This is a genomic window from Larkinella sp. (assembly GCF_965227735.1).
Classification (GTDB): Bacteria; Bacteroidota; Bacteroidia; order Cytophagales; family Spirosomataceae; genus Larkinella.
In genome coordinates this window covers 3,967,499-3,986,334 of record NZ_OZ245776.1, presented here as the reverse complement: position 1 = coordinate 3,986,334, position 18,836 = coordinate 3,967,499, and the positions used below count along the sequence as shown (strand labels likewise).

The following is an 18,836-nucleotide window of genomic DNA, read 5'->3' as shown; positions in this document are numbered from 1 at the left end:
TCCTCTTCATGCAAAATAGCCCAGGCCTGGATTAATCCGGTGAATAGTAACGCATCAACCCATTTGCAAACCGTCTGATCTTTTACTTTTTTACGCCTTGATTGAAACCCACAAATTCCCGTATTTGCCATTCGTACAACAACCGCATCTCTATACCGAATTATTCTATGCAATTCACTGAAGTAGATCAGCATCAGATTCTGGCGCAGGGCGCTACGCTCGAGCAGGTTGAAGAACAGATCCAGCATTTCGTCGATAACTTCCCGTATCTGCCCGTCATCAAAGCGGCCACGGTGGGCGATGGTCTGATCCGCGTCGATGAGCAGGCACTGCCCGGCATCGTGGCGGGCTTCGACCAGAAAGCCCCGGCACTGTCGCTGCTGAAATTTGTGCCGGCATCGGGAGCAGCCACGCGGATGTTCAAGTCGCTGTTTGCCGGGCTGGAAGGCAAAACCGATAAATCGGTAGAGGAATTCTTCGCCCGTCTGTCCGATTTTGCCTTTTACGACGCCTTGAAAGGCGTTTCGGGCGAGCCTAATCACCACGTTCTGTCGGCTTTGCTCACCGAAGAGGGACTGGATTACGGCAGTTTACCCAAAGGGCTGCTGCTGTTTCACCGGTATCCCGAAGGGCCGCGCACGCCCGTCGAAGAGCACCTGATCGAAGGGGCGGCCTACGCCAATTCGAATGGCCGTGTCCGGATTCACTTCACGGTTTCGCCCGAACACCGCAGCCGGTTTGAAGACCTGATCGAACGCGTGCAGCCGGAGTATGAAGCCAAACTGGGCGTTACGTTTGAAATTACGTTTTCGGAACAGAAAAAATCGACGGATACCATCTCGGTCAACCCCGACAACACGCCGTTCCGCAACGCCGACGGTTCGCTGCTGTTCCGCCCGGCGGGCCACGGCGCGCTGATCGAAAACCTGAACGACATCGATGCCGACGTGGTGTTTATCAAAAACATCGACAACGTGGTGCCGGATGCTTTGAAAGAGCCGACCATCACCTACAAAAAAGTATTGGGTGCCATTCTGCTCGACATTCAGCAGCAGATTTTCCGGTTTCAGGAAATCCTCGGCGACGATATGATCAGCGAAGGCTACCTGGCCGAACTCGATGAATTTCTGCGGACGACGCTCTGCATTCTCCCACCCGACGGTTTCGACACCTGGTTGCAGGACGAGAAAGTGGAGTATTTCCGGAAAAAACTCGACCGGCCACTGCGGGCCTGTGGCATGGTGCAGAACGTGGGCGAACCCGGCGGAGGACCGTTCTGGGCGAAAAACGCCGACGGTTCGGTTTCGCTGCAAATCGTGGAATCGGCGCAGATTGACCTCACCAATGCCGGGCAGAAGCAGATTTTCGATCAGGCGACGCACTTCAATCCGGTCGATCTGGTGTGTGCGCTGAAAAACCGGGATGGAGACAAGTACAACCTGCCCGCTTACCGCGATCCGCAAACGGGTTTCAATACCGTGAAATCGAAAGATGGCAAGGAACTGAAAGCGCAGGAATTGCCGGGATTGTGGAATGGCGCGATGGCCGACTGGAATACGGTTTTTGTGGAAGTGCCGCTGATCACGTTCAATCCAGTGAAAACCGTCAATGATCTGCTGCGGAAGGAGCATCAGCCGGCTTAATGAAACTTGCCCCTAAATCCCCTGAAGGGGACTTGGACACCGTAATATCCAGATGCGTAAAGTCCCCTTCAGGGGATTTAGGGGCTTAAACCGTAACCTATTTATTTTCCGTATCGACCAGATTCACCACCACTTCCTGGTGTTCGGCTTCCCGGCGGGCAAAGGCCGACAGGGTGGTTTGTTCGTAGACCGCCAGGTTCGCGTCCCGGACGCGCTCCATAATCGGGCGAATGGCACAGGTCACTTCGTCGTTGCAATCGTCGCAGCGGACGTAAAAATTGAGGGAAACGCAGGGCGTTGGCGCAATGGGGCCGTCGATAACGCGCAGAACCTGAGCCAGATTGACCCGTTCGGGATCGACGCGCAGCAAATAACCGCCCCCTTTGCCTTTCTGACTTTGCAAAATACCGTGGTTCCGCAACTCAAGTAAAATCGCTTCCAGAAATTTCTTAGGAATATTTTCTTTCGCCGAAATATACGAAATCAGGATCGGCCCCTTGCCAAATTCTTCGGTAAGTACTTTCAGGGCCTTGATGGCATACTTGGCTTTCTTTGAAATCATTGCGTTACAGGTATGAAACGGTTTCAGGTGTCGGTTTTAGCTCACTACCAGACAAGATATTAACTTATTAGTCTATAGACAAGTTCCTCAATAGATTTGATAGTGAAAACTCATTCCGCAGGAGGTGGTAAAAATAAGAAAAAAGCCGGAGCAAAGCCCCGGCCTTTTCGTGCGACACCAAATATAAAGAATTGAGAGAGTTACTTCAAGGTATAATCCGTATTCTGCGGATCGAAGTTGGTCCAGGTTTCGGTCCAGTCCGTCGTTCCAAAAGCACCAATGTAGGTCGTGGCTTCCAGACCGGTTGGCAACGTGGCACCGCCCGTCAGCAAAGGCGACCCGGTTTGCAGCAGAATACCCGGTTTTCCGGTCAGCACGTTGAAGTTGGCGGGCAATTTCAGATCGGCTTCTTTCGCACCCAGCATATTTTTACGATCGGCGGCTTTCAGCATAACCGTATCACCGGAAACTACCGCTTTGCTGTTGACGATAGCCAGACCACGGTAATCGCTTTTGCCGGTTTTGAAGTTGTTCTGTGAGGCATCCGATTCCAGCTCCAGACCGCCTTTCGGGAACGCACCCACCACCGTCGAGTTGTAGATGCTGATGGCTGAATTCCGGCGAATCCGGAAAGCCGAGCGGAATTTGCTGTTCACTGTACCCGTACCCATGAAAACGCTGATGTTACCAAATTTTGCTGTCGTCTGCGGCAGATCGGCCGAACCGGTTCCGTCGTTGTCCGACTCAAAACCGTTGGAGTCCGAACACGTACACTGATCGGCAACGGCCGGATCGCGCAGGATCAAACCGTACTGAACGATGCCACTGTAGCCATAATCGGTATCAAAGTCATCGTCCAAAGTCCGGTAAGCCACCAGGTGTTTCGCATTGACGGTTCCGCCAAACCATTCGATGGCGTCGTCACCACTGTAGGAAACCTGTACGTAATCGATCACCGTGCCGCTGCCCACACCGGCCAGCGTCAATCCGTTGATTTCTTTGTCAGTCTGGAACGCAATGCCACCAAACTCGATGCGGACATACCGCAGAATCCCGGAATTGTCGGCAGCATCGCCCGTCGTACCACCCGGCACGATTGAAACTTCTTCGCCTTCAATTTTGAAATCCTTCTTGTTGGCAGGGGCTTTCCCCATGATGACGACGCCACCCCAGTCGCCCGCCCGGCGCGAACCGATGGCCTGATTGGATGTGAAAACGATTGGCAACGCCTTGGTTCCGTCGGCTATGATTTTAGCACCCGGCAGAATAAACAGCGTTCCTCTCGATGGCTGATCGCCTTTGATCACCGTACCCGGTTCAATCGTCAGCGTAACCCCCGGCTGCACATAAACAAAACTTTTCAACAGATACTGGTTTTTGGCCGACCAGGTCGTATTGGCCGTAATATTTCCGCTCACCTCGGTCAATGTACCCGGTGTCGGAACCGTACCGAGATCATCGTCTTCGTCATCTTTGCTACAGGAAACCATCGTGCCCAGCGTAACCACGCTTACCAGCAGTGCCAGCATCCAGGTTGTTAACTTTTTCATACGAGTTTAAATTGGTTGTGTATATTGATTGGTTATTGACTTAAAACTTATAGGTTATCCCCACCGTCGAGTACGAGCCGCGTTTGAAACGCTGGTACACATCATCGCTGTCCGTAATTTTCTTGTCCAGGTTGGAATCCTGAATCAGGCGGAACGGCTGGTTGAGCAGATCCTGAATACCGGCCCGGATTTCAAGATGGTCGCCCACTTTTTTGGTGACCGTCAAATCGATCACGTTACGCGGCATTTCGTAAATCGTCGGCTGCACCGACCGGTCGCCCACCGCAAAAATCCGGCGGCCAATCACGTTGTAGAGCACATTGACCTGCCAGCCCTGCTTCGGATCGGTGTAATACACCCCGGCATTGACCAGATACGGCGACTGCCCCTGCAACGACCGGTTGTTTTCCTGACCGACAAAGGAGTTGATGACCGAACTTTTGATCAAAGCCGCATTCAGCAAAACCGTCATGTTGTCCAGCAAACCGGAACCGCTCACGCCCCGCAGCGATTTCCGCGCTTCGAGTTCGACGCCCATGCTGTAGGCGTTGTTGGCGTTATCGACGGTGTAGGAAACCCCGCTGCCCGAATAGTTGATTTTGGCTTCGATAGGGTTGATGAAGTATTTGTAGAAACCGGCGACCGAAATCAGCTCGCCCTCGCCCGGATAAAACTCGTAGCGAACGTCGGCGTTGTGAATTTTGGCAATTTTCAGGTTCGGATTCCCAACGCGCGACACGTCGTAGTTAAAGTCATAATAGGCAAACTGCGCCAGCTCGCGGAACTCCGGCCGGTTGACGGACATGCTATACGCCACCCGGAACAACGACTTGTCCGACAGGTTATACGACGCATTGACCGATGGCAGCGGGCTGAAAATCGGGTTGTCGACCCGGATCGGCTGCACGCCGTTTACGACGCTTTGCAATTGCTGGCGGTTGTATTCGCCCCGGAAACCGAGCGTGGCGTTAAACCGGGCCGACAGCGGAAGGTAGGCTCCCACATAGCCCGACATCATCAGGTTCTGGGCGTCGTAATGATCCTGCGTGTTCGTGCCTTCGTTGTAATATAACCCTCTGGCCGACAGATTGGACGCCTGGAAGAACTGCGACGGCGACTGTGACAGCACCTCGGCACTCACGTTGTTCGGGTTGACGATCCCGAAATACCGCGCCTTGAACACCCGGTCTTTGTATTCGCTGTAGACCCCGGCGCGCAGTTTCAGCACCTGTTTGTCGTCCGTATCGGCGGGGGCGGCCTTTTTGTATTCGTAATCGACGCGGCCCGTGGTGACGTATTCCGTCAGGTTCGAATAAAACCGGGCGGCATTCTGGAATGTCGGGCTGGGTTGCTGCGGAACGTCGATGCGAAACGGTTCGCTGCTGCCCTGCGGACGGCTCGACGTAAACCGGCGGTAATCGGGCTCCTGGCGGTTTGTATAGCCAAAACCGCCCGTCCAGCGCAACCGGCTCTGGCCGTTCAGTTCGTGCGTGCCATTCAACTGGCCGGTGTAAATGCTTTTCTGTTCGTAGCGGAACGCATAGTTGTTCAGCTCCAGGTTATTGTCATTATACCCACCGCGCAGCGTTGTTTCTTTGGTTCCCAACTGGTTGAACAGGTTCCGGAATTCGATTTTCGTCCGCGGATTCAGAATCAGCGCCCAGTTGGACAACACACCCAGGCGGGTGTTTTCGGTCAGCAACTGGTCGTTGTAAGCGTATTGAATGTCGCTTTTTCCGGTGGTTGGGTCGGCCGAAAAATACCGGTATTGCTCAACGTTGGCAAACGTGTGCGTGTTGGTATAATTGAGGTTGGTAAATGTGGTCAGTTCCTTGCTGCCCAGGTAAAACCGGCGGCTAAAGCCCAGTTGCGCCCGCAAATCCGGCGAAACCATTTTGTTGTTCAGCGCAAAATACGGCGAGAGCGACTTAAACTTGTTGATGACCGGCTCCGACGACGCGCCGAAAGCATTGATCCGGCGTTGCGACGGGAAATTGGACGGCAACCGGCGCGTGCCGTCGTCGAAACCGAGGAAGTCGGTTTTGCCACCCTGGTAGGAGCTGTGATTCTGGAAAGTTGTGTTGCCCCGGTAGGAAGTTGAAATACCGGCGTAGAAACTGTTGGCGTCCGGGATGGTTTTGGTGTAGATTTTGATGATCCCGCCCCCGAAATCGCCCGGCAGTTCGGCGGCTCCCGATTTGAAGATCAGCATCCGGTCGATGGCCGAACTCGGAATGAGATCGAACGAGAACGCCTTGATATCCACCTCCGTAGACGGTGTGATGACGTCGTTCAGCATGACGGTGTTGTAGCGTTCGTTCAGCCCGCGAACGATGATAAAGCGGTCGTCCTGAATGGAAACGCCCGGCACCCGGCGGATGACCTGCGACGCATCGCGGTCCTGGCTGCGGGAGATCTGCTGCGCCGAAATTCCGACTGCCACCTGCTCGATCTGCTTGATTTCGGTGATGACGGCGACCTCTGTGTTGGTGCCGCGCTGGCCTTTTACGATGACTTCCGCGAGGGTTTTGTTGTCTTCGGCCAGGGCGGAATTGATCAGTGTGGTTTTTCCGGCCTCCACCCGCACGTTGTCGATGATTTTGGTGGCGTAGGAAACGTAGCTAATTTGCAGTTGGTGAACGCCCGCGGGCACTTTGTTGATTTCGAAGTTCCCTTCAACGTCGGTGACCGAGCCGATGACGGGGTTGGCCCCGACGAGTTGAATGGTGGCGCCGATGATGGCTTCGTTGTTTTTGGCGTCTTTAATCGTCCCTTTGAGGGAGCCGCTCTGGGCAAGGACGCTGAACTGGAGGAAAAGTAAACAGATTCCGGTTAGAAGAAATTTCATAGTTTGGTGTCGTTTTTTGACGACCCAAAGGTAGGGTGGCTATATTACCCCAATGTTACGGGAAGGTTATGGGAGGGTTGTGATTTTGGCGGGGGGGAGGTTTTGCTTTTTGTCCCAAATTTTATTGTATTTGTATTTACAACTATGGTAATGGCTCCCTCTGTTCAATTCTTACTAGATGCGTGGTTTAAACAAAGTTACACTCATAGGCAACCTTGGGAATACGCCTGAATTTCGGCAGCTCGAGGGCGGCATCAGCGTAGCAAAGCTATCGCTGGCAACAACCGAACTATTTACAGATCGCAATGGACAACCCCATACCGATACCATTTGACACACTATTGTGCTGTGGCGTAGTTTAGCCGATCTGGCAAATAAATATTTGCATAAGGATAGCCTGATTTACATTGAAGGGAAATTAAAAAATCGGCAGTTTGAGGATAAAGAAGGAAAAGTCCGGTATGTGACCGAAATTGTAGCCGATCAACTTATTATGCTCGATAAAAAAACCGGAAATAATACAGATGTATGAATTCAAATCTTACAGGGACGCGGAAGGATCTTCTGGCACAGATAGATCCAGTAAATCAACCTGCTTTACAAAAATTAATCGAGACACTACAGCTCAAAGCATACAGTGAAAGCACATTCAAAACCTACCGAAATGAGTTTGCACAACTACTTTATATACTGAAAAGCCACTCCGTTGATTTACTGGGCGCCAATCGACTCAGGAGCTACTTTCTGTATTGTATCAATACGCTTAAGCTTTCAGAAAACACAATACACAGCCGAATGAATGCCGTCAAGTTTTACTACGAGCAAGTATTGGGCCGGGAACGAGTTTTTTTTGAAATACCCCGCCCAAAGAAAAGAATAATTTTGCCTAATGTGTTGGCAATCACTCAGATTGAAAAACTGTTTGCCCAGTTAGAAAATCTGAAACATAAAACAATGCTATTTTTAGCCTATTCGGCAGGTCTTAGAGTTAGTGAAGTGGTCAACCTCCGTATAAGAGACATCCATTCGGAACGTATGGTATGAGGGCTGCCCTTACAGTACAAGGAGTTTACAACAGGTTTTTCACAGAGCAAAAGAAGCGGCAAAAATCAAACAAGCAGTAACATTTCACAGCTTAAGACACAGCTACGCAACACACTTACACGAAAACGGTACCGACATCAAGCTTATACAGGAGTTGCTGGGTCATAACGACCTAAAAACTACACTCCGCTATACACATGTCAGTAACCGTACTCTTGAAACGATCCGAAGCCCGTTCGATCAACTGAAGCTGGATGATTAGGCTGATGATATGACCAAGTATGCTAAAATAAAACACTTAAAATACCATATATTTCGATAAAAATACAAATAAATACATAAGCTACGACAAAACTTTCGCATATTTAGGAGTTACAAGCAACCCTAAAAGGACGACACTATGTTAGAAAGAGAACTTGAAAATATATTTATCAAATTTCTTCTTGAACGTGGTTACACAAGGGACAATTTACTGTCTCAATTCGCAATCCGGTCGGAAAGCGAAAGGACAATGTTCCGTCCAGACCTAATTATTCTTGATACTATTAATAAAGAGTATATAGGACTGATTGAATTTAAAAACCGTTTTGACAGACGAGTTGAAGAAATCACAGTCGGACAGTTCTATAAGATTTTTGGTTATTTAGGGACTAAAAATATTCCAGCTTACCTAGTTGTTCCCATAGAAAACGAGGACTTTCAAATCTTTGAACTTACAAAAGATAACTCCTTTCAACCAATCTCAAAAGAGGACTTCCCGAATTTTGAAACACTTTCAGCCAAAAGAATTGCCGAAGAAAAACTTAAACAAAGAGAACTACTACAAAAGAAAATTAAGGAACTTGAAGATAAAAAAACAAGGTCAAGACAAAGTGCATATTTTACTTTACTAAGCTTAATACTTGGCGTTTCAGCTTCATTAGTTGCAATTTTCTTTCAGCAAAAAGGGTTCGACAATCCATCAAACCAACCAGTAATTTGTTGTGACAGTTTGGAAGCTAAACACCAAAAACTAGTTCAAAAAATAGGCTTACTCGAAAAAAAAGTGATTGCAATCGAAAAGACTAAGAATAAAACTGACACAATCTATTTTAACACAAATGTAGCTCAACTTGAAAAAAGAGTTAAGACCATCGAAGTAGGCATTTCAGATAATCCAGAAAAAGCTTTATCACTTTTGCAAATCCGTCAAGAAATTGAAGTGCTTAAAAAAACAGATGATTTTGCCAAAGAGTTGACACAATCAAAACTTGACGCCTTGCAAAAAGAAATGGAAGTTCAAAATGCTTGGATGTTAGGAGTTCTAATAGCTATATTCGGAACTATATTAAGCTTGGTAATTCCAAATTTACTTGCAAGACGAAATGAAAATAATCAGACGTAAAAGCGCAGCTTGTAACACGGGTTTTGCGTCAGGCGGGCTGACGTGCAAACTTGGAGTTTTGTGCTTCTAATGAACTTTAGTAATAAATTGAAAATTTGTGCTCCGAAACCCGCCCGAACGCAAAGCCCGAAAACGTTATAGGGCTTTTTAAAAGACGACACAGAAAATGGCAATATTAGGACGACCAGTAGGAGTTTTTGACCTTAACGACAGTGATAAATGTGTTGGTTCATATTTGACAAAGTCAGACATTAAAGAAATACTTCAGGTTAATGACGATGACTTAGTAATTGCAAATTTTAAACTCATAGATGGTAATGAAGTTGCTGACGAAAGACAAATTCAAAAACTATGGTATGAAAGTAAAATTCCAAATGCAATTCCCGTAGAAAAATCAAGCCTTGACGAACTTCTCTTAATTGCAATTATCAGACGAACACTCCCTGATATACATATCGAAAGACAGTTAAAAGTCAAACGTTTTTCAATGGACTTAAAGTTAACACTTAAAGACAAACCACCTGTATTTATTGAGTTTGATGGACCTTCACATTTTGCACCTTCACGTTGGGGTATGCCCAAAGACGACCCATTTAGGAAAAAGAAAATTGTCGAAGATGAAACAGGAATTGAAGTAATTAATTGGGCGTATTGGATACAAAGGTGCGACAGTAACGTAAGAGCAATTTTTGACAAGTCAGTAAAAGGTTTTGGTGTTTTATGGAGTACAGAAATTCATTTCGGAATGTTTACATCTGAAAAGTCAGCCTCGACCATTGACACGTTTACAAAAAGATTTAACGCAGTTGACGAAAACGACTATGGCTATTTTTACGGTGGACAAACAAGAGAAAGAAATAATCCTGAACATCCTGTAATCAAAAAAATAAAAAGTGGCAAGGCAAACATTGGACTAATTGTTCCAAAAGGACACAAGGACATAAATTATTGGCTACCACAGAAACTAGAACAATGACAGAAAGAAAAACGCTCTATAACACGGGTTTTGCGTCAGGCGGGGTGACGTGCAAATTTGGAGCTTTGTGCTTCGTATCAAGTGTAGTGCAAGTTGACAGTTTTGTGCTCCGAAACCCGCCCGGACGCAAAGCCCGAACCCGTTATGCCTCATTGTAGGGCGACACCGTAAACAAACAATATAATGGAAGAAATATACCGACTTATAATTGAATTCAAGACGATTCATCCTTTGAGATTTTGGACAGCTATTTTTGTGGTGACATCCTTAATCTTTTACGTTATTTGGAGACTTTCAAAGAACAGACGAAAAGCGAAAATTGAATATATAGGAAGTCAAAGAATAACATCGACAGTTGTTGCAGAGAAAGAAATCAATAAACCAAAACTTGACAGAAAGAAAGAAAATTCAAAACTTGAAACACCTCAAACTAAAGTTTATACAGACACTTCTGTTAAAGTCAATTTGGAAGTAAATGAGCCAAAACCAATATACGCAAAACCAACCGAAACCAAACAAGAAAAAGTAATTCCAAAAGTTGAGACAGTTGAAGTTAAACCAAAAGCTAAAGCAAAATCCGAAGAACTATTTCCTAAAGCCAAAGTTGAAACAACAAAATCAAAAAACGAAATTGACTTTGTTAATTATGACATCACAAAAGTTCCTACGACAAATCATATCCAGTTTTTCGGTTTCCTAAAAAAGGCACAGTAGTTAGAAGCTATAGATTAGGAAATACAAAACGTAGAGGGTTTAAAGAAGAATATTTTCAAAATTCAATTGAACGATACTTTGGAAAGGACTTTGTTGTTTTAGGAAATGTAAGACTAAATACAGGTAAAGAAATACGCCCTTTTGAGCCAGACATTGCAATAATTGATAAATCAAATTCAAACCTTAGAATAGACATTGAAATAGACGAACCATACGCAGGAATTACCCGACAGCCGACACATTGCAAAGGTGAAGATGTTAATCGAGACATCTATTTTGTAGACAGAGGTTGGATAGTCATTCGGTTTTCAGAGTATCAAGTTCATTTGCAAGAATACGACTGTTTAAAATTTATCGCAGAAGCGATAAAGTCAGCTATTCCAAATTATGACATTCCTAACCAATTAATAAATCAATCAGCATTGCGGGTTGAAAGACTTTGGGACATAGTACAAGCACAAAAGTGGGAAAAAGCAAAGTATAGAGAACAATATCTAAATCATACATTCCAATCCATTGAAGAACAAACCGAAACTATCGAAAGAGATTTTGACGAGCAAGAACTGAAAGAGGAAAAATTGGTTAAGCCAACTTTAATTGGAGAAGTTGACAACAAGCAATCTATTGCGTTTAATCGTGAAAATGCACATTCGAGAGACAGCAGAATCAAATTCTATCCCGAACCTCATATTTACACAATTGACAATACACCTGCCCCATCAGCAAGCACAATAATTGCAAAATTCTTTCCTGAATTTGACAGTTATGGCAAAGCCAGTAATTTGAGTGCAAGCAATCCTTTATTTGGATTGCCTGTTGAGGAAATTGTTGAAATATGGAATTCGAGAGGAAAAGAAGCTGCTAATCAAGGGACACATTTACACCAACAAATCGAAAGATTTTATCTTGGACAAAAATATGTGAACACTCCAGAATTTCATTTGTTTGAACAATTTTGTAATGACCACCCAAACTTAAATCCGCACAGAACAGAATGGCGAGTATTTGATGAAGAACATCATATAGCGGGAACAATAGATTTGATTACCAAAAATGGAGCAGGTTATGAATTGTATGATTGGAAAAGAAGTAAAAAAATAATAGACGTGTTCAGCGGTAATCCAATTGTAACAGACACTTGGGGTAACGTGGGAATTGGTCAACTTTCAACAATACACGACACGAGCTACAATAGATATTGCCTTCAACAAAGTTTATACAAATACATTCTTGAAAAAAACTATGGTTTAACTGTTTCTAAAATGTTTCTCATAGTGTTGTATCCCGACTACGACAGATATTATAAAGTAGAAGTACCGTACTTGAAAGACAAAGCAGAATATATATTAAAGACACTGTGAAAAAACAACGAAGGCATAACAGCGGTTTGGCAAAAGTGGCGGTTCAGTGCTCCGCAGACACATTTGTGGTAAAAATCGCCACCTTCGCCAAGCGCCAAAACGTTGGTGGCAATTGTAAAATTTAAAACCTTAACATGAAATTTATAACAATTACATTTATCATTGTCATTTTGACTTGGGGAACTTCTGCATTTTCTCAATCCTTCACCTTGGCCGGTGAAGACACCGGCCACATTCCAGAACCAAACTTTTAGCCGATGAGAAAACCATCTCAGGAGAAATAGGCCAAACCTTAAACCATTCTGAACACGTTGCTAACATTCCGACCTTACTACTTCACCATCGCCTTACCTCTCTTCATTATTGAAGTCTTCTCCGTTGTCGCTCGCGTGCCGCGAGTGACTGCTATCCAAAGGGCCTCCGGCCCGTCTTCGCAATGGCCTAAAATATAAAATCAGCTTCAGGCAGCAAGCCCTAAACGTTAGCCGGCATTGCAGGACGACTACTGAACAAACAAATTAACACTTACAATAGACTTTTACAATGGAGCAGGACGAAAACAAATCGATTAGACAAGGTGCGACACCGTTCGCACAAACTTATTTTCACGGAACTAAGGCAGACCTGAATATTAACGACCTCATAGAAGTTGGTTACAATTCAAACTACGGACAACAAAAAAATGCAAAATACATATTCTTAAGCGCAACGTTGGACGCTGCAATTTGGGGAGCAGAACTTGCATTTGGTGACGGACGAGAAAGAATTTATTTGGTAGAGCCAACAGGCAAAATAGAAGACGATCCAGATTTGACCGACAAAAAATTTCCGGGCAATCCGACCCAATCCTATCGTTCAACTCAACCGTTTAAAATTGTTGGAGAAGTGACAGTTTGGCAAGGACACCCAAGCGAACAGGTTAAGACAATGAAAGACCACCTTGAAAAACTTAAAGAACAAGGAATTAATTCATTAAATGACTAAACCGTTGCTGAATACGCTCGAAACCGCCCAAATAAAAACCACCAACTCTCAAAACATAGCGGCCAACCCATAAACCCCTTGCTGACATTCCGACCACACTACTTTATCATCGCCGTACTCCTCTTCATCATCGAAGTCCTGATTGCCCTGTTTCTCCATGATGAAATCATTCGACCGTACGTTGGGGATTTTGTCGTCGTTATTTTGATCTACTGTTTTCTTCGTGCCTTCCTGAACATAGCGGTTTTACCAACGGCCCTCTTTGTTCTGTTGTTTTCCTATACCCTTGAAGTCCTGCAATACTTTAACCTGGTTGAACGGCTGGGGCTTCAAAAGTATAAACTGGCCAGAATCGTCATTGGCACCTCGTTTGAATGGATTGATTTACTGGCGTATACGCTGGGCGTTCTTTTCATTGTATACCTTGAAAAGACAAAAACCGCCCGGCGGTGGAATCATGGCGGAAGTCAACTATCCTAAGTTGCTTCCGGATGTGGTTTTTCACGGGCCACGTTCTAAAATCCAATTTCTGGCCGGTGTCCTGACCGACCGAGGAGAAGAAGTAAAGCGCAACGACAACCCAATCCGGCCAGAAATTATTATATTTGAACTATGACAACCTATCAGATTGACATTCTGAACCCCAAAGCGACCAAGCTTCTGCAAGACCTTGCGGACCTGAACTTGATTGCGATCCGGCAAACGACAGAAGACGGTTTTATGAAAGTCGTCAATCGTCTACGGGCAAAAGCTGCTGATAATCCGCCGTCTTTGGAAGACATCACCAAAGAAGTTGAATTGGTAAGGTCCAAGCGCTATGCCAAAAAGAAAGCATAGAGTTATCATCGATACGAACCTTTGGATTAGCTTTTTGCTGACCAAAAACTTCACTAAACTGGACAAGGTGTTTGCTGACCAGACACTTACCTTGCTTTTCAGCCAGGAACTTCTGGACGAATTCATCGAAGTAGCAAGGCGACCAAAGTTCAAACGGTATTTTTCCCTCGCGGACCTGCAAGCTTTAGTAGAACAAATCAGTTTACGAGCAGAATTTGTAACCGTCACCAGCGAGATAACTATTTGTCGCGACCCTAAGGACAATTTTCTGTTAGCCTTAGCTACGGACGCGAAGGCTACTCATTTAATCACCGGCGATAAGGATTTGCTTGACCTTCAACAGTTTGAAAATACCACTATCGTGACGATCGCAACGTATTTATCCGGTAAGTAATTATGTTAAACCGGGTAGTTATCCTTTAGTTTTGCCCGATGAGAAATCCGTCAAGTTCAAGCATTGTTTTCTACGCTCCTTTCTGAATTTTCCGGTTTTGTCCACGCCCCTCTTTGTTTTAGTATTTTCCTATACTGTTAGGACTTACGTCTGATAATTCTGATACACTTGCTTTTTGCCCCTAAATCCCCTAAAGGGGACTTGGACGCGGGTTAATCCGGATGCGCATAGTCCCCTTTAGGGGATTTAGGGGCAAAAGCGAAAGTCCTAACTGTTGAAGTGCTGCAATATTTCAACAGTATAAACTGGCCAGAATCGTGATTGGCACCGCCTTCGAATGGATTGATTTACTGGCGTATACCCTCGGCGTTCTTTTTGTTGTCTATCTTGAAAAGACAAAAACCGCCCGGCGGTGGAATCGCAGCGGAGTAACCGAAACCGATTCTAGTTCAAAAGACAAGCCACACGCTACGACTTCCAACATTCCCAAATTTTGAGTTTGAAAAAAGTTGCGCAACCAGATCATTGCACGTATATTTGCAACCACATGGTAGCAGATGGATTACGATGGAAACAAGACGAGACATTTTTCAGGCGATTGCCGACCCGACACGGCGGGCCATTCTTGTGCTTATTGCCCTGCAGGCAATGACCCCGAACGCACTGGCCGAGCATTTTCACACCAGCCGACAGGCGGTATCAAAGCATCTGAAAATATTGACCGAATGCGAACTGGTAAAACCGGAGCTTTCGGGCCGGGAAATTTACTACCAGCTTGAAATCGGCAAAATGAAAGAAATCGACACCTGGCTCGAGCCATTCCGTCAACTATGGGCAGATCGATTTAACCAATTAGACGACGTATTAGCCACCCTTAAAAAACAGCAAAATGAAAAATGAATTGCCAGTTGATTTTACCGTTGACAAAGCCGCAAAAACGGTGTTTATAAGCCGGGAATTTGCAGCCGACCTTTCACTGGTGTGGGATGCGTACACCAAACCGGAAATTCTGGACCAATGGTGGGCCCCTAAACCCTGGACATCCAAAACCAAGGTCATGAATTTTGAAGTGGGCGGGCGACGGTTTTATGCGATGGTAAGCCCGGAAGGACAAGAGCGTTGGGCCATTCAGAAATACACGTCCATCAGTCCAAAAACCAATTTCAAACTGCTCAACGCCTTTGCCGACCCGGATGAAAACCCCGAATTGCCGGGTTCGGACTGGGATTTAACTTTCAGCGAACAAAACGGAGCGACAAAAGTCAGTATTACCATTTACAATGAATCCCTCGAACGCATGGAGAGAATGATTGAAATGGGCTTCAAAGAAGGATTCAGCATGACTCTGAACAACCTGGAAACCGTACTGGCAACTTTATCGCAAAAATGATTTTCGCTTGCAATTCATCGGTAAAAACGCCGTTGTCGTATTCATACTGCCATGATATTCTGTATTTTGGCGAGATTTGTATCATACTAAACCAGCCCGATGCGAAAAATAATTGTTTTGTCCATGATTACCCTGGATGGCGTCATGCAGGCACCCGGTGGACCTGAGGAAGATACGGCAGACGGTTTCGTCTATGGCGGTTGGGTGGCGCCGTATGGTGACGAAGTGAGTGGTAAGGTCGTGCAAAAAGATATGCAACCGACCGACTATCTGCTGGGCCGCAAAACCTTTGAGATTTGGGAAGAATACTGGCCAAAGCACGCGAATGTATGGCCGGGGATCAATGACGGCACCAAATATGTCCTGTCCACCACCCTAACCAGCTCCGATTGGAAAAATTCGGTATTTCTCAACAGTCTGGCCGCTATCGAAAAGCTCAAACAGTCCGATGGCGCTGACCTTCAGGTTTGGGGCAGCAGTAAGCTTATTCAGTTGTTACTACAGCACGATTTAGTGGACGAACTCCGGCTCAAAATTTACCCCCTGACGCTCGGTGAAGGAAAAAAATTGTTTGACAATGGCTCGATCCCGGTAGCCTTTGCCTTGACGGAGAGTGTGGTTACCCCAAGTGGCGTACTTATTGCCTATTATAAGCGGGCGGGAGCAGTCAAAACCGGTGCTGTTGGAGCTTAAGATCGAAAAAATACCGAACAGCCTATCTCAGTTAACTAAATTTATAGTAAAATAAACGCCAACTTTGAGGTGATGCCCTCGTCTAACAGTTGTTTACGTGCCAGCGGCACGTAATGTTAATAGCAAACCGGTATTTTAAGAGTTTTTGGCGTGCCGGAGGTACGCAACCAAGCCTATATCGCGTACCTCCGGCACGCCGGGAGTGCTCGGAATACGCATTTGCTAGTAACATTGGACCCCTCCGGGGTCAGTAATCTCACAGTTTGAGTTAAAATAACGCAAATTGTGAGATTATTGACCCTAGCGGCACGTAAACAACTGTTAGGCAAGGGAATAATCGCATAGTTTGCGTTAAAATAGAAAATATGAAAGCAACACCCGAACACGATGAGCGGATCGCAAAGCTGACTTTCGCTTCGGTTTATCCGCACTATGTTACCAAAGTGGAGAAGAAAGGCCGAACGAAAGACGAATTGCATCAGGTAATCACCTGGTTAACAGGATTCGACGAAAAAAGGCAGCAAGAACTCATCGCAGAAAAGGTGACGTTTGAAGCCTTCTTTCAAAAGGCTACGCTAAACCCCGCTGCTGAACGCATTACGGGGGCAATCTGTGGCTATCGGGTGGAAGAAATCGAGAATCCGTTAACGCAGCAGGTTCGGTATTTAGACAAGCTGGTGGATGAATTGGCGAAAGGCCGGAAAATGGAGAAGATTTTGCGGGTTGTTTAAAACAAACGGCGAATGATTGGGCAAGCGGTGCTGGTTGGCACGGCGGAAAGTTGCCCCATGACGATTTAAACTTTACCTGCAACACAAGTAACGTTTATAGACCGGCGTTATTCGATTTCGATTAGATCGCTGCGATTCAAACCGCAGGGGGCGCGGTTAGGGTACATAATCAACAAGTCAATCCACATGAAATACTTATTTGCAGCCGCATTATTGGGCATCACCATGCTGTGTGAAGCACAAGTAGCACCCCAACTATTTGAACCCTCGCTGATATCCAACGGTGGCGTTTTTGGGCTAACCATTTCGCCTGATTCTAAAATTGCGCTTTGGGTGCGCTCAAATGGGAAGAGAGACACATTAAAAATAATGGAGTCGAGGAAAAACAACGGCACCTGGTCGACGCCGGTTGTGGCGTCTTTTTCGTCCCCAACCGGCGAATGGAAAGACATCGACCCCCTGTTTAGTCCCGACGGAAAAACGGTATTATTTCAATCCAACAGGTCCACGGGGAGAAGTGCCGACCGGAAAGATTTTGACATCTGGGCGGTTACGCTGGCGAACAATCAATGGAGCAAACCGTACCATCTGGGTTCTGTCATCAATACCGAAAGCTCCGAATCCTATGCTTCGATGGCCCGGAACGGCAACATCTATTTTATGAAGGAAAATGAAGATGGCAAAGGCAAGTCCGATCTGTATGTTTCCGAATTTAAAAATGGCAACTATCAAACTCCCCGAAACCTGGGTTTACCCATCAATACGACGGAGCGGGAATCAAACCCCTTTATTTCTCCCGACGAAGATTACCTGCTCTATTTTTCGTCCGATCCGGCCGGTTTCGGCGATGTCGATTTATACATCTCTTTTCAGAAAAAAGGCAAATGGACCACCCCGAAAAATCTGGGATCACCCATCAATTCCAGCCTCGCTGAGTTTTGCCCATTTGTGCATACGAAAGAAAAGAGGCTCTACTTTTCCAGACAGGAGAAGCAAGGCGATAGAATGAAGGAAGATCTCCTTTACATCGATTTTGATGTAAAAAACTACAAGTAAAACAGGCATCAACAACCGCTGCGAACCATCGATCCATGCCCGAACGCTTCAAAGCCCATCTGCATAAATTCACAGCCGCTACAGATGACGAAGCGGTTCAGATTCTTTCGTATTTTCAGACCAGAACGGTGGGCAAAAAAGAAAACCTGCTCACGACAGGACAGGTCTGCCAATGGCTTTATTTTGTCGAACGGGGAATCCTGCGGAAGTTTTATGTCAATGAAAAAGGCGTGGAACAAACCACGGAACTGGCCATCGAAAACTGGTGGATAACCGACCATTTTGCCTACGAAAGCCAATCGATCACCGAGTCTACCATTCAGGCCGTTGAACCTACGGACGTGCTCGCCCTGCATCGGGATGCCCGGGAAAAACTGCTGGCGCAACATCCGGTGATGGAAAAATACTTTCGGTGCGTCTATCAAAAAGCGTATGCAGCCGCTCAAATGCGGATTAAGTTTATGTATGGCTTTTCGCGGGAAGAGTTATACCATCATTTCTGCAAAAAACATCCCGAGTTTCTGCAACGCATTCCGCAATACCTGCTGGCTTCCTACCTGTGTTTTACGCCCGAGTACCTGAGCGAAATTCGCCGGAAAAGCATTTCTTAAACTGGTTTAAAATTTTTAAACCATACGGTTTTCACCTTTGCGTCACAGTTAATCCGTT

At 46.0% G+C, this 18,836-nt stretch carries 21 protein-coding genes and 1 pseudogene; 19 read left to right on the top strand and 3 right to left on the bottom strand.

What is annotated here, in order from left to right; genetic code table 11:
* Window positions 1-167 precede the first annotated feature (167 nt).
* Window positions 168-1,643, top strand: a complete 1,476-nt coding sequence (locus ACO064_RS15585) for a DUF4301 family protein (protein ID WP_421828189.1) — start codon at window positions 168-170, stop codon at window positions 1,641-1,643.
* Window positions 1,644-1,740: 97 nt separating this feature from the next.
* Here ACO064_RS15585 and ACO064_RS15580 read toward each other — a convergent pair whose 3' ends face one another.
* The 3 genes from ACO064_RS15580 to ACO064_RS15570 form a co-directional block, all read right to left on the bottom strand.
* A complete protein-coding gene (locus ACO064_RS15580; protein ID WP_421828188.1) occupies window positions 1,741-2,205 on the bottom strand; it encodes an RrF2 family transcriptional regulator in 465 nt (154 codons plus the stop codon).
* Between the two features lie 200 nt (window positions 2,206-2,405).
* Window positions 2,406-3,755 carry a T9SS C-terminal target domain-containing protein gene (locus ACO064_RS15575; protein WP_421828187.1) on the bottom strand — a complete coding sequence of 450 codons (1,350 nt, stop codon included), beginning with the start codon at window positions 3,753-3,755 and terminating at the stop codon, window positions 2,406-2,408.
* A gap of 40 nt (window positions 3,756-3,795) precedes the next feature.
* Complete coding sequence (locus tag ACO064_RS15570) at window positions 3,796-6,603, bottom strand: TonB-dependent receptor domain-containing protein (protein WP_421828186.1); 2,808 nt, start codon at window positions 6,601-6,603, stop codon at window positions 3,796-3,798.
* Window positions 6,604-6,781: 178 nt separating this feature from the next.
* Here ACO064_RS15570 and ACO064_RS15565 point away from each other — a divergent pair.
* From ACO064_RS15565 to ACO064_RS15480, 18 genes and pseudogenes are all read left to right on the top strand, one after another.
* Window positions 6,782-7,135 (top strand): annotated as a pseudogene (locus ACO064_RS15565) (single-stranded DNA-binding protein).
* Window positions 7,132-7,647: a tyrosine-type recombinase/integrase gene (locus ACO064_RS15560; RefSeq protein WP_421828185.1), complete on the top strand. Its 516-nt coding sequence runs from the start codon at window positions 7,132-7,134 to the stop codon at window positions 7,645-7,647. Before ACO064_RS15565 ends, ACO064_RS15560 begins: the two are co-directional and overlap by 4 nt.
* Window positions 7,628-7,909, top strand: a complete 282-nt coding sequence (locus ACO064_RS15555) for a tyrosine-type recombinase/integrase (protein WP_421831029.1) — start codon at window positions 7,628-7,630, stop codon at window positions 7,907-7,909. The genes ACO064_RS15560 and ACO064_RS15555 overlap by 20 nt, the downstream gene beginning before the upstream one ends.
* A gap of 138 nt (window positions 7,910-8,047) precedes the next feature.
* Window positions 8,048-9,031: a hypothetical protein gene (locus tag ACO064_RS15550; RefSeq protein WP_421828184.1), complete on the top strand. Its 984-nt coding sequence runs from the start codon at window positions 8,048-8,050 to the stop codon at window positions 9,029-9,031.
* A 166-nt stretch (window positions 9,032-9,197) separates the two neighbouring features.
* Complete coding sequence (locus ACO064_RS15545) at window positions 9,198-10,007, top strand: hypothetical protein (protein ID WP_421828183.1); 810 nt, start codon at window positions 9,198-9,200, stop codon at window positions 10,005-10,007.
* 183 nt (window positions 10,008-10,190) lie between these two features.
* Window positions 10,191-10,721, top strand: coding sequence for a hypothetical protein (locus ACO064_RS15540; protein WP_421828182.1), 531 nt, complete (start codon window positions 10,191-10,193; stop codon window positions 10,719-10,721).
* Window positions 10,722-11,047: 326 nt separating this feature from the next.
* Window positions 11,048-12,082: a hypothetical protein gene (locus ACO064_RS15535; RefSeq protein ID WP_421828181.1), complete on the top strand. Its 1,035-nt coding sequence runs from the start codon at window positions 11,048-11,050 to the stop codon at window positions 12,080-12,082.
* 543 nt (window positions 12,083-12,625) lie between these two features.
* Window positions 12,626-13,066 carry an NAD(+)--rifampin ADP-ribosyltransferase gene (gene arr, locus ACO064_RS15530; protein WP_421828180.1) on the top strand — a complete coding sequence of 147 codons (441 nt, stop codon included), beginning with the start codon at window positions 12,626-12,628 and terminating at the stop codon, window positions 13,064-13,066.
* Window positions 13,067-13,144: 78 nt separating this feature from the next.
* Entirely contained in the window at window positions 13,145-13,546 is a 402-nt protein-coding gene (locus tag ACO064_RS15525; protein WP_421828179.1) for a DUF2809 domain-containing protein, read from the top strand.
* 132 nt (window positions 13,547-13,678) lie between these two features.
* Complete coding sequence (locus ACO064_RS15520) at window positions 13,679-13,903, top strand: hypothetical protein (protein WP_421828178.1); 225 nt, start codon at window positions 13,679-13,681, stop codon at window positions 13,901-13,903.
* On the top strand, window positions 13,884-14,297 hold the full coding sequence (locus tag ACO064_RS15515; protein WP_421828177.1) for a putative toxin-antitoxin system toxin component, PIN family: 414 nt from the start codon (window positions 13,884-13,886) through the stop codon (window positions 14,295-14,297). Before ACO064_RS15520 ends, ACO064_RS15515 begins: the two co-directional genes overlap by 20 nt.
* A gap of 317 nt (window positions 14,298-14,614) precedes the next feature.
* On the top strand, window positions 14,615-14,794 hold the full coding sequence (locus tag ACO064_RS15510; RefSeq protein ID WP_421828176.1) for a hypothetical protein: 180 nt from the start codon (window positions 14,615-14,617) through the stop codon (window positions 14,792-14,794).
* A 70-nt stretch (window positions 14,795-14,864) separates the two neighbouring features.
* Complete coding sequence (locus ACO064_RS15505) at window positions 14,865-15,197, top strand: ArsR/SmtB family transcription factor (protein ID WP_421828175.1); 333 nt, start codon at window positions 14,865-14,867, stop codon at window positions 15,195-15,197.
* Entirely contained in the window at window positions 15,187-15,687 is a 501-nt protein-coding gene (locus tag ACO064_RS15500) for an SRPBCC family protein (protein WP_421828174.1), read from the top strand. The genes ACO064_RS15505 and ACO064_RS15500 overlap by 11 nt, the downstream gene beginning before the upstream one ends.
* 99 nt (window positions 15,688-15,786) lie before the next feature.
* A complete protein-coding gene (locus ACO064_RS15495) occupies window positions 15,787-16,380 on the top strand; it encodes a dihydrofolate reductase family protein (protein WP_421828173.1) in 594 nt (197 codons plus the stop codon).
* A gap of 365 nt (window positions 16,381-16,745) precedes the next feature.
* Window positions 16,746-17,111, top strand: a complete 366-nt coding sequence (locus tag ACO064_RS15490) for a DUF2200 domain-containing protein (protein ID WP_421828172.1) — start codon at window positions 16,746-16,748, stop codon at window positions 17,109-17,111.
* 186 nt (window positions 17,112-17,297) lie between these two features.
* Window positions 17,298-18,167: a hypothetical protein gene (locus ACO064_RS15485; RefSeq protein WP_421828171.1), complete on the top strand. Its 870-nt coding sequence runs from the start codon at window positions 17,298-17,300 to the stop codon at window positions 18,165-18,167.
* Between the two features lie 35 nt (window positions 18,168-18,202).
* Complete coding sequence (locus ACO064_RS15480; RefSeq protein WP_421828170.1) at window positions 18,203-18,778, top strand: Crp/Fnr family transcriptional regulator; 576 nt, start codon at window positions 18,203-18,205, stop codon at window positions 18,776-18,778.
* Window positions 18,779-18,836: the final 58 nt, after the last annotated feature.

Coding starts and splice junctions, on each gene's coding strand:
- ACO064_RS15585 (WP_421828189.1), top strand. CDS start 168: ATGCAATTCACTGAAGTAGATCAGCATCAGATTCTGGCGCAGGGCGCT.
- ACO064_RS15580 (WP_421828188.1), bottom strand. CDS start 2,205: ATGATTTCAAAGAAAGCCAAGTATGCCATCAAGGCCCTGAAAGTACTT.
- ACO064_RS15575 (WP_421828187.1), bottom strand. CDS start 3,755: ATGAAAAAGTTAACAACCTGGATGCTGGCACTGCTGGTAAGCGTGGTT.
- ACO064_RS15570 (WP_421828186.1), bottom strand. CDS start 6,603: ATGAAATTTCTTCTAACCGGAATCTGTTTACTTTTCCTCCAGTTCAGC.
- ACO064_RS15560 (WP_421828185.1), top strand. CDS start 7,132: ATGAATTCAAATCTTACAGGGACGCGGAAGGATCTTCTGGCACAGATA.
- ACO064_RS15550 (WP_421828184.1), top strand. CDS start 8,048: ATGTTAGAAAGAGAACTTGAAAATATATTTATCAAATTTCTTCTTGAA.
- ACO064_RS15545 (WP_421828183.1), top strand. CDS start 9,198: ATGGCAATATTAGGACGACCAGTAGGAGTTTTTGACCTTAACGACAGT.
- ACO064_RS15540 (WP_421828182.1), top strand. CDS start 10,191: ATGGAAGAAATATACCGACTTATAATTGAATTCAAGACGATTCATCCT.
- arr (WP_421828180.1), top strand. CDS start 12,626: ATGGAGCAGGACGAAAACAAATCGATTAGACAAGGTGCGACACCGTTC.
- ACO064_RS15520 (WP_421828178.1), top strand. CDS start 13,679: ATGACAACCTATCAGATTGACATTCTGAACCCCAAAGCGACCAAGCTT.
- ACO064_RS15515 (WP_421828177.1), top strand. CDS start 13,884: ATGCCAAAAAGAAAGCATAGAGTTATCATCGATACGAACCTTTGGATT.
- ACO064_RS15505 (WP_421828175.1), top strand. CDS start 14,865: ATGGAAACAAGACGAGACATTTTTCAGGCGATTGCCGACCCGACACGG.
- ACO064_RS15500 (WP_421828174.1), top strand. CDS start 15,187: ATGAAAAATGAATTGCCAGTTGATTTTACCGTTGACAAAGCCGCAAAA.
- ACO064_RS15495 (WP_421828173.1), top strand. CDS start 15,787: ATGCGAAAAATAATTGTTTTGTCCATGATTACCCTGGATGGCGTCATG.
- ACO064_RS15490 (WP_421828172.1), top strand. CDS start 16,746: ATGAAAGCAACACCCGAACACGATGAGCGGATCGCAAAGCTGACTTTC.
- ACO064_RS15485 (WP_421828171.1), top strand. CDS start 17,298: ATGAAATACTTATTTGCAGCCGCATTATTGGGCATCACCATGCTGTGT.
- ACO064_RS15480 (WP_421828170.1), top strand. CDS start 18,203: ATGCCCGAACGCTTCAAAGCCCATCTGCATAAATTCACAGCCGCTACA.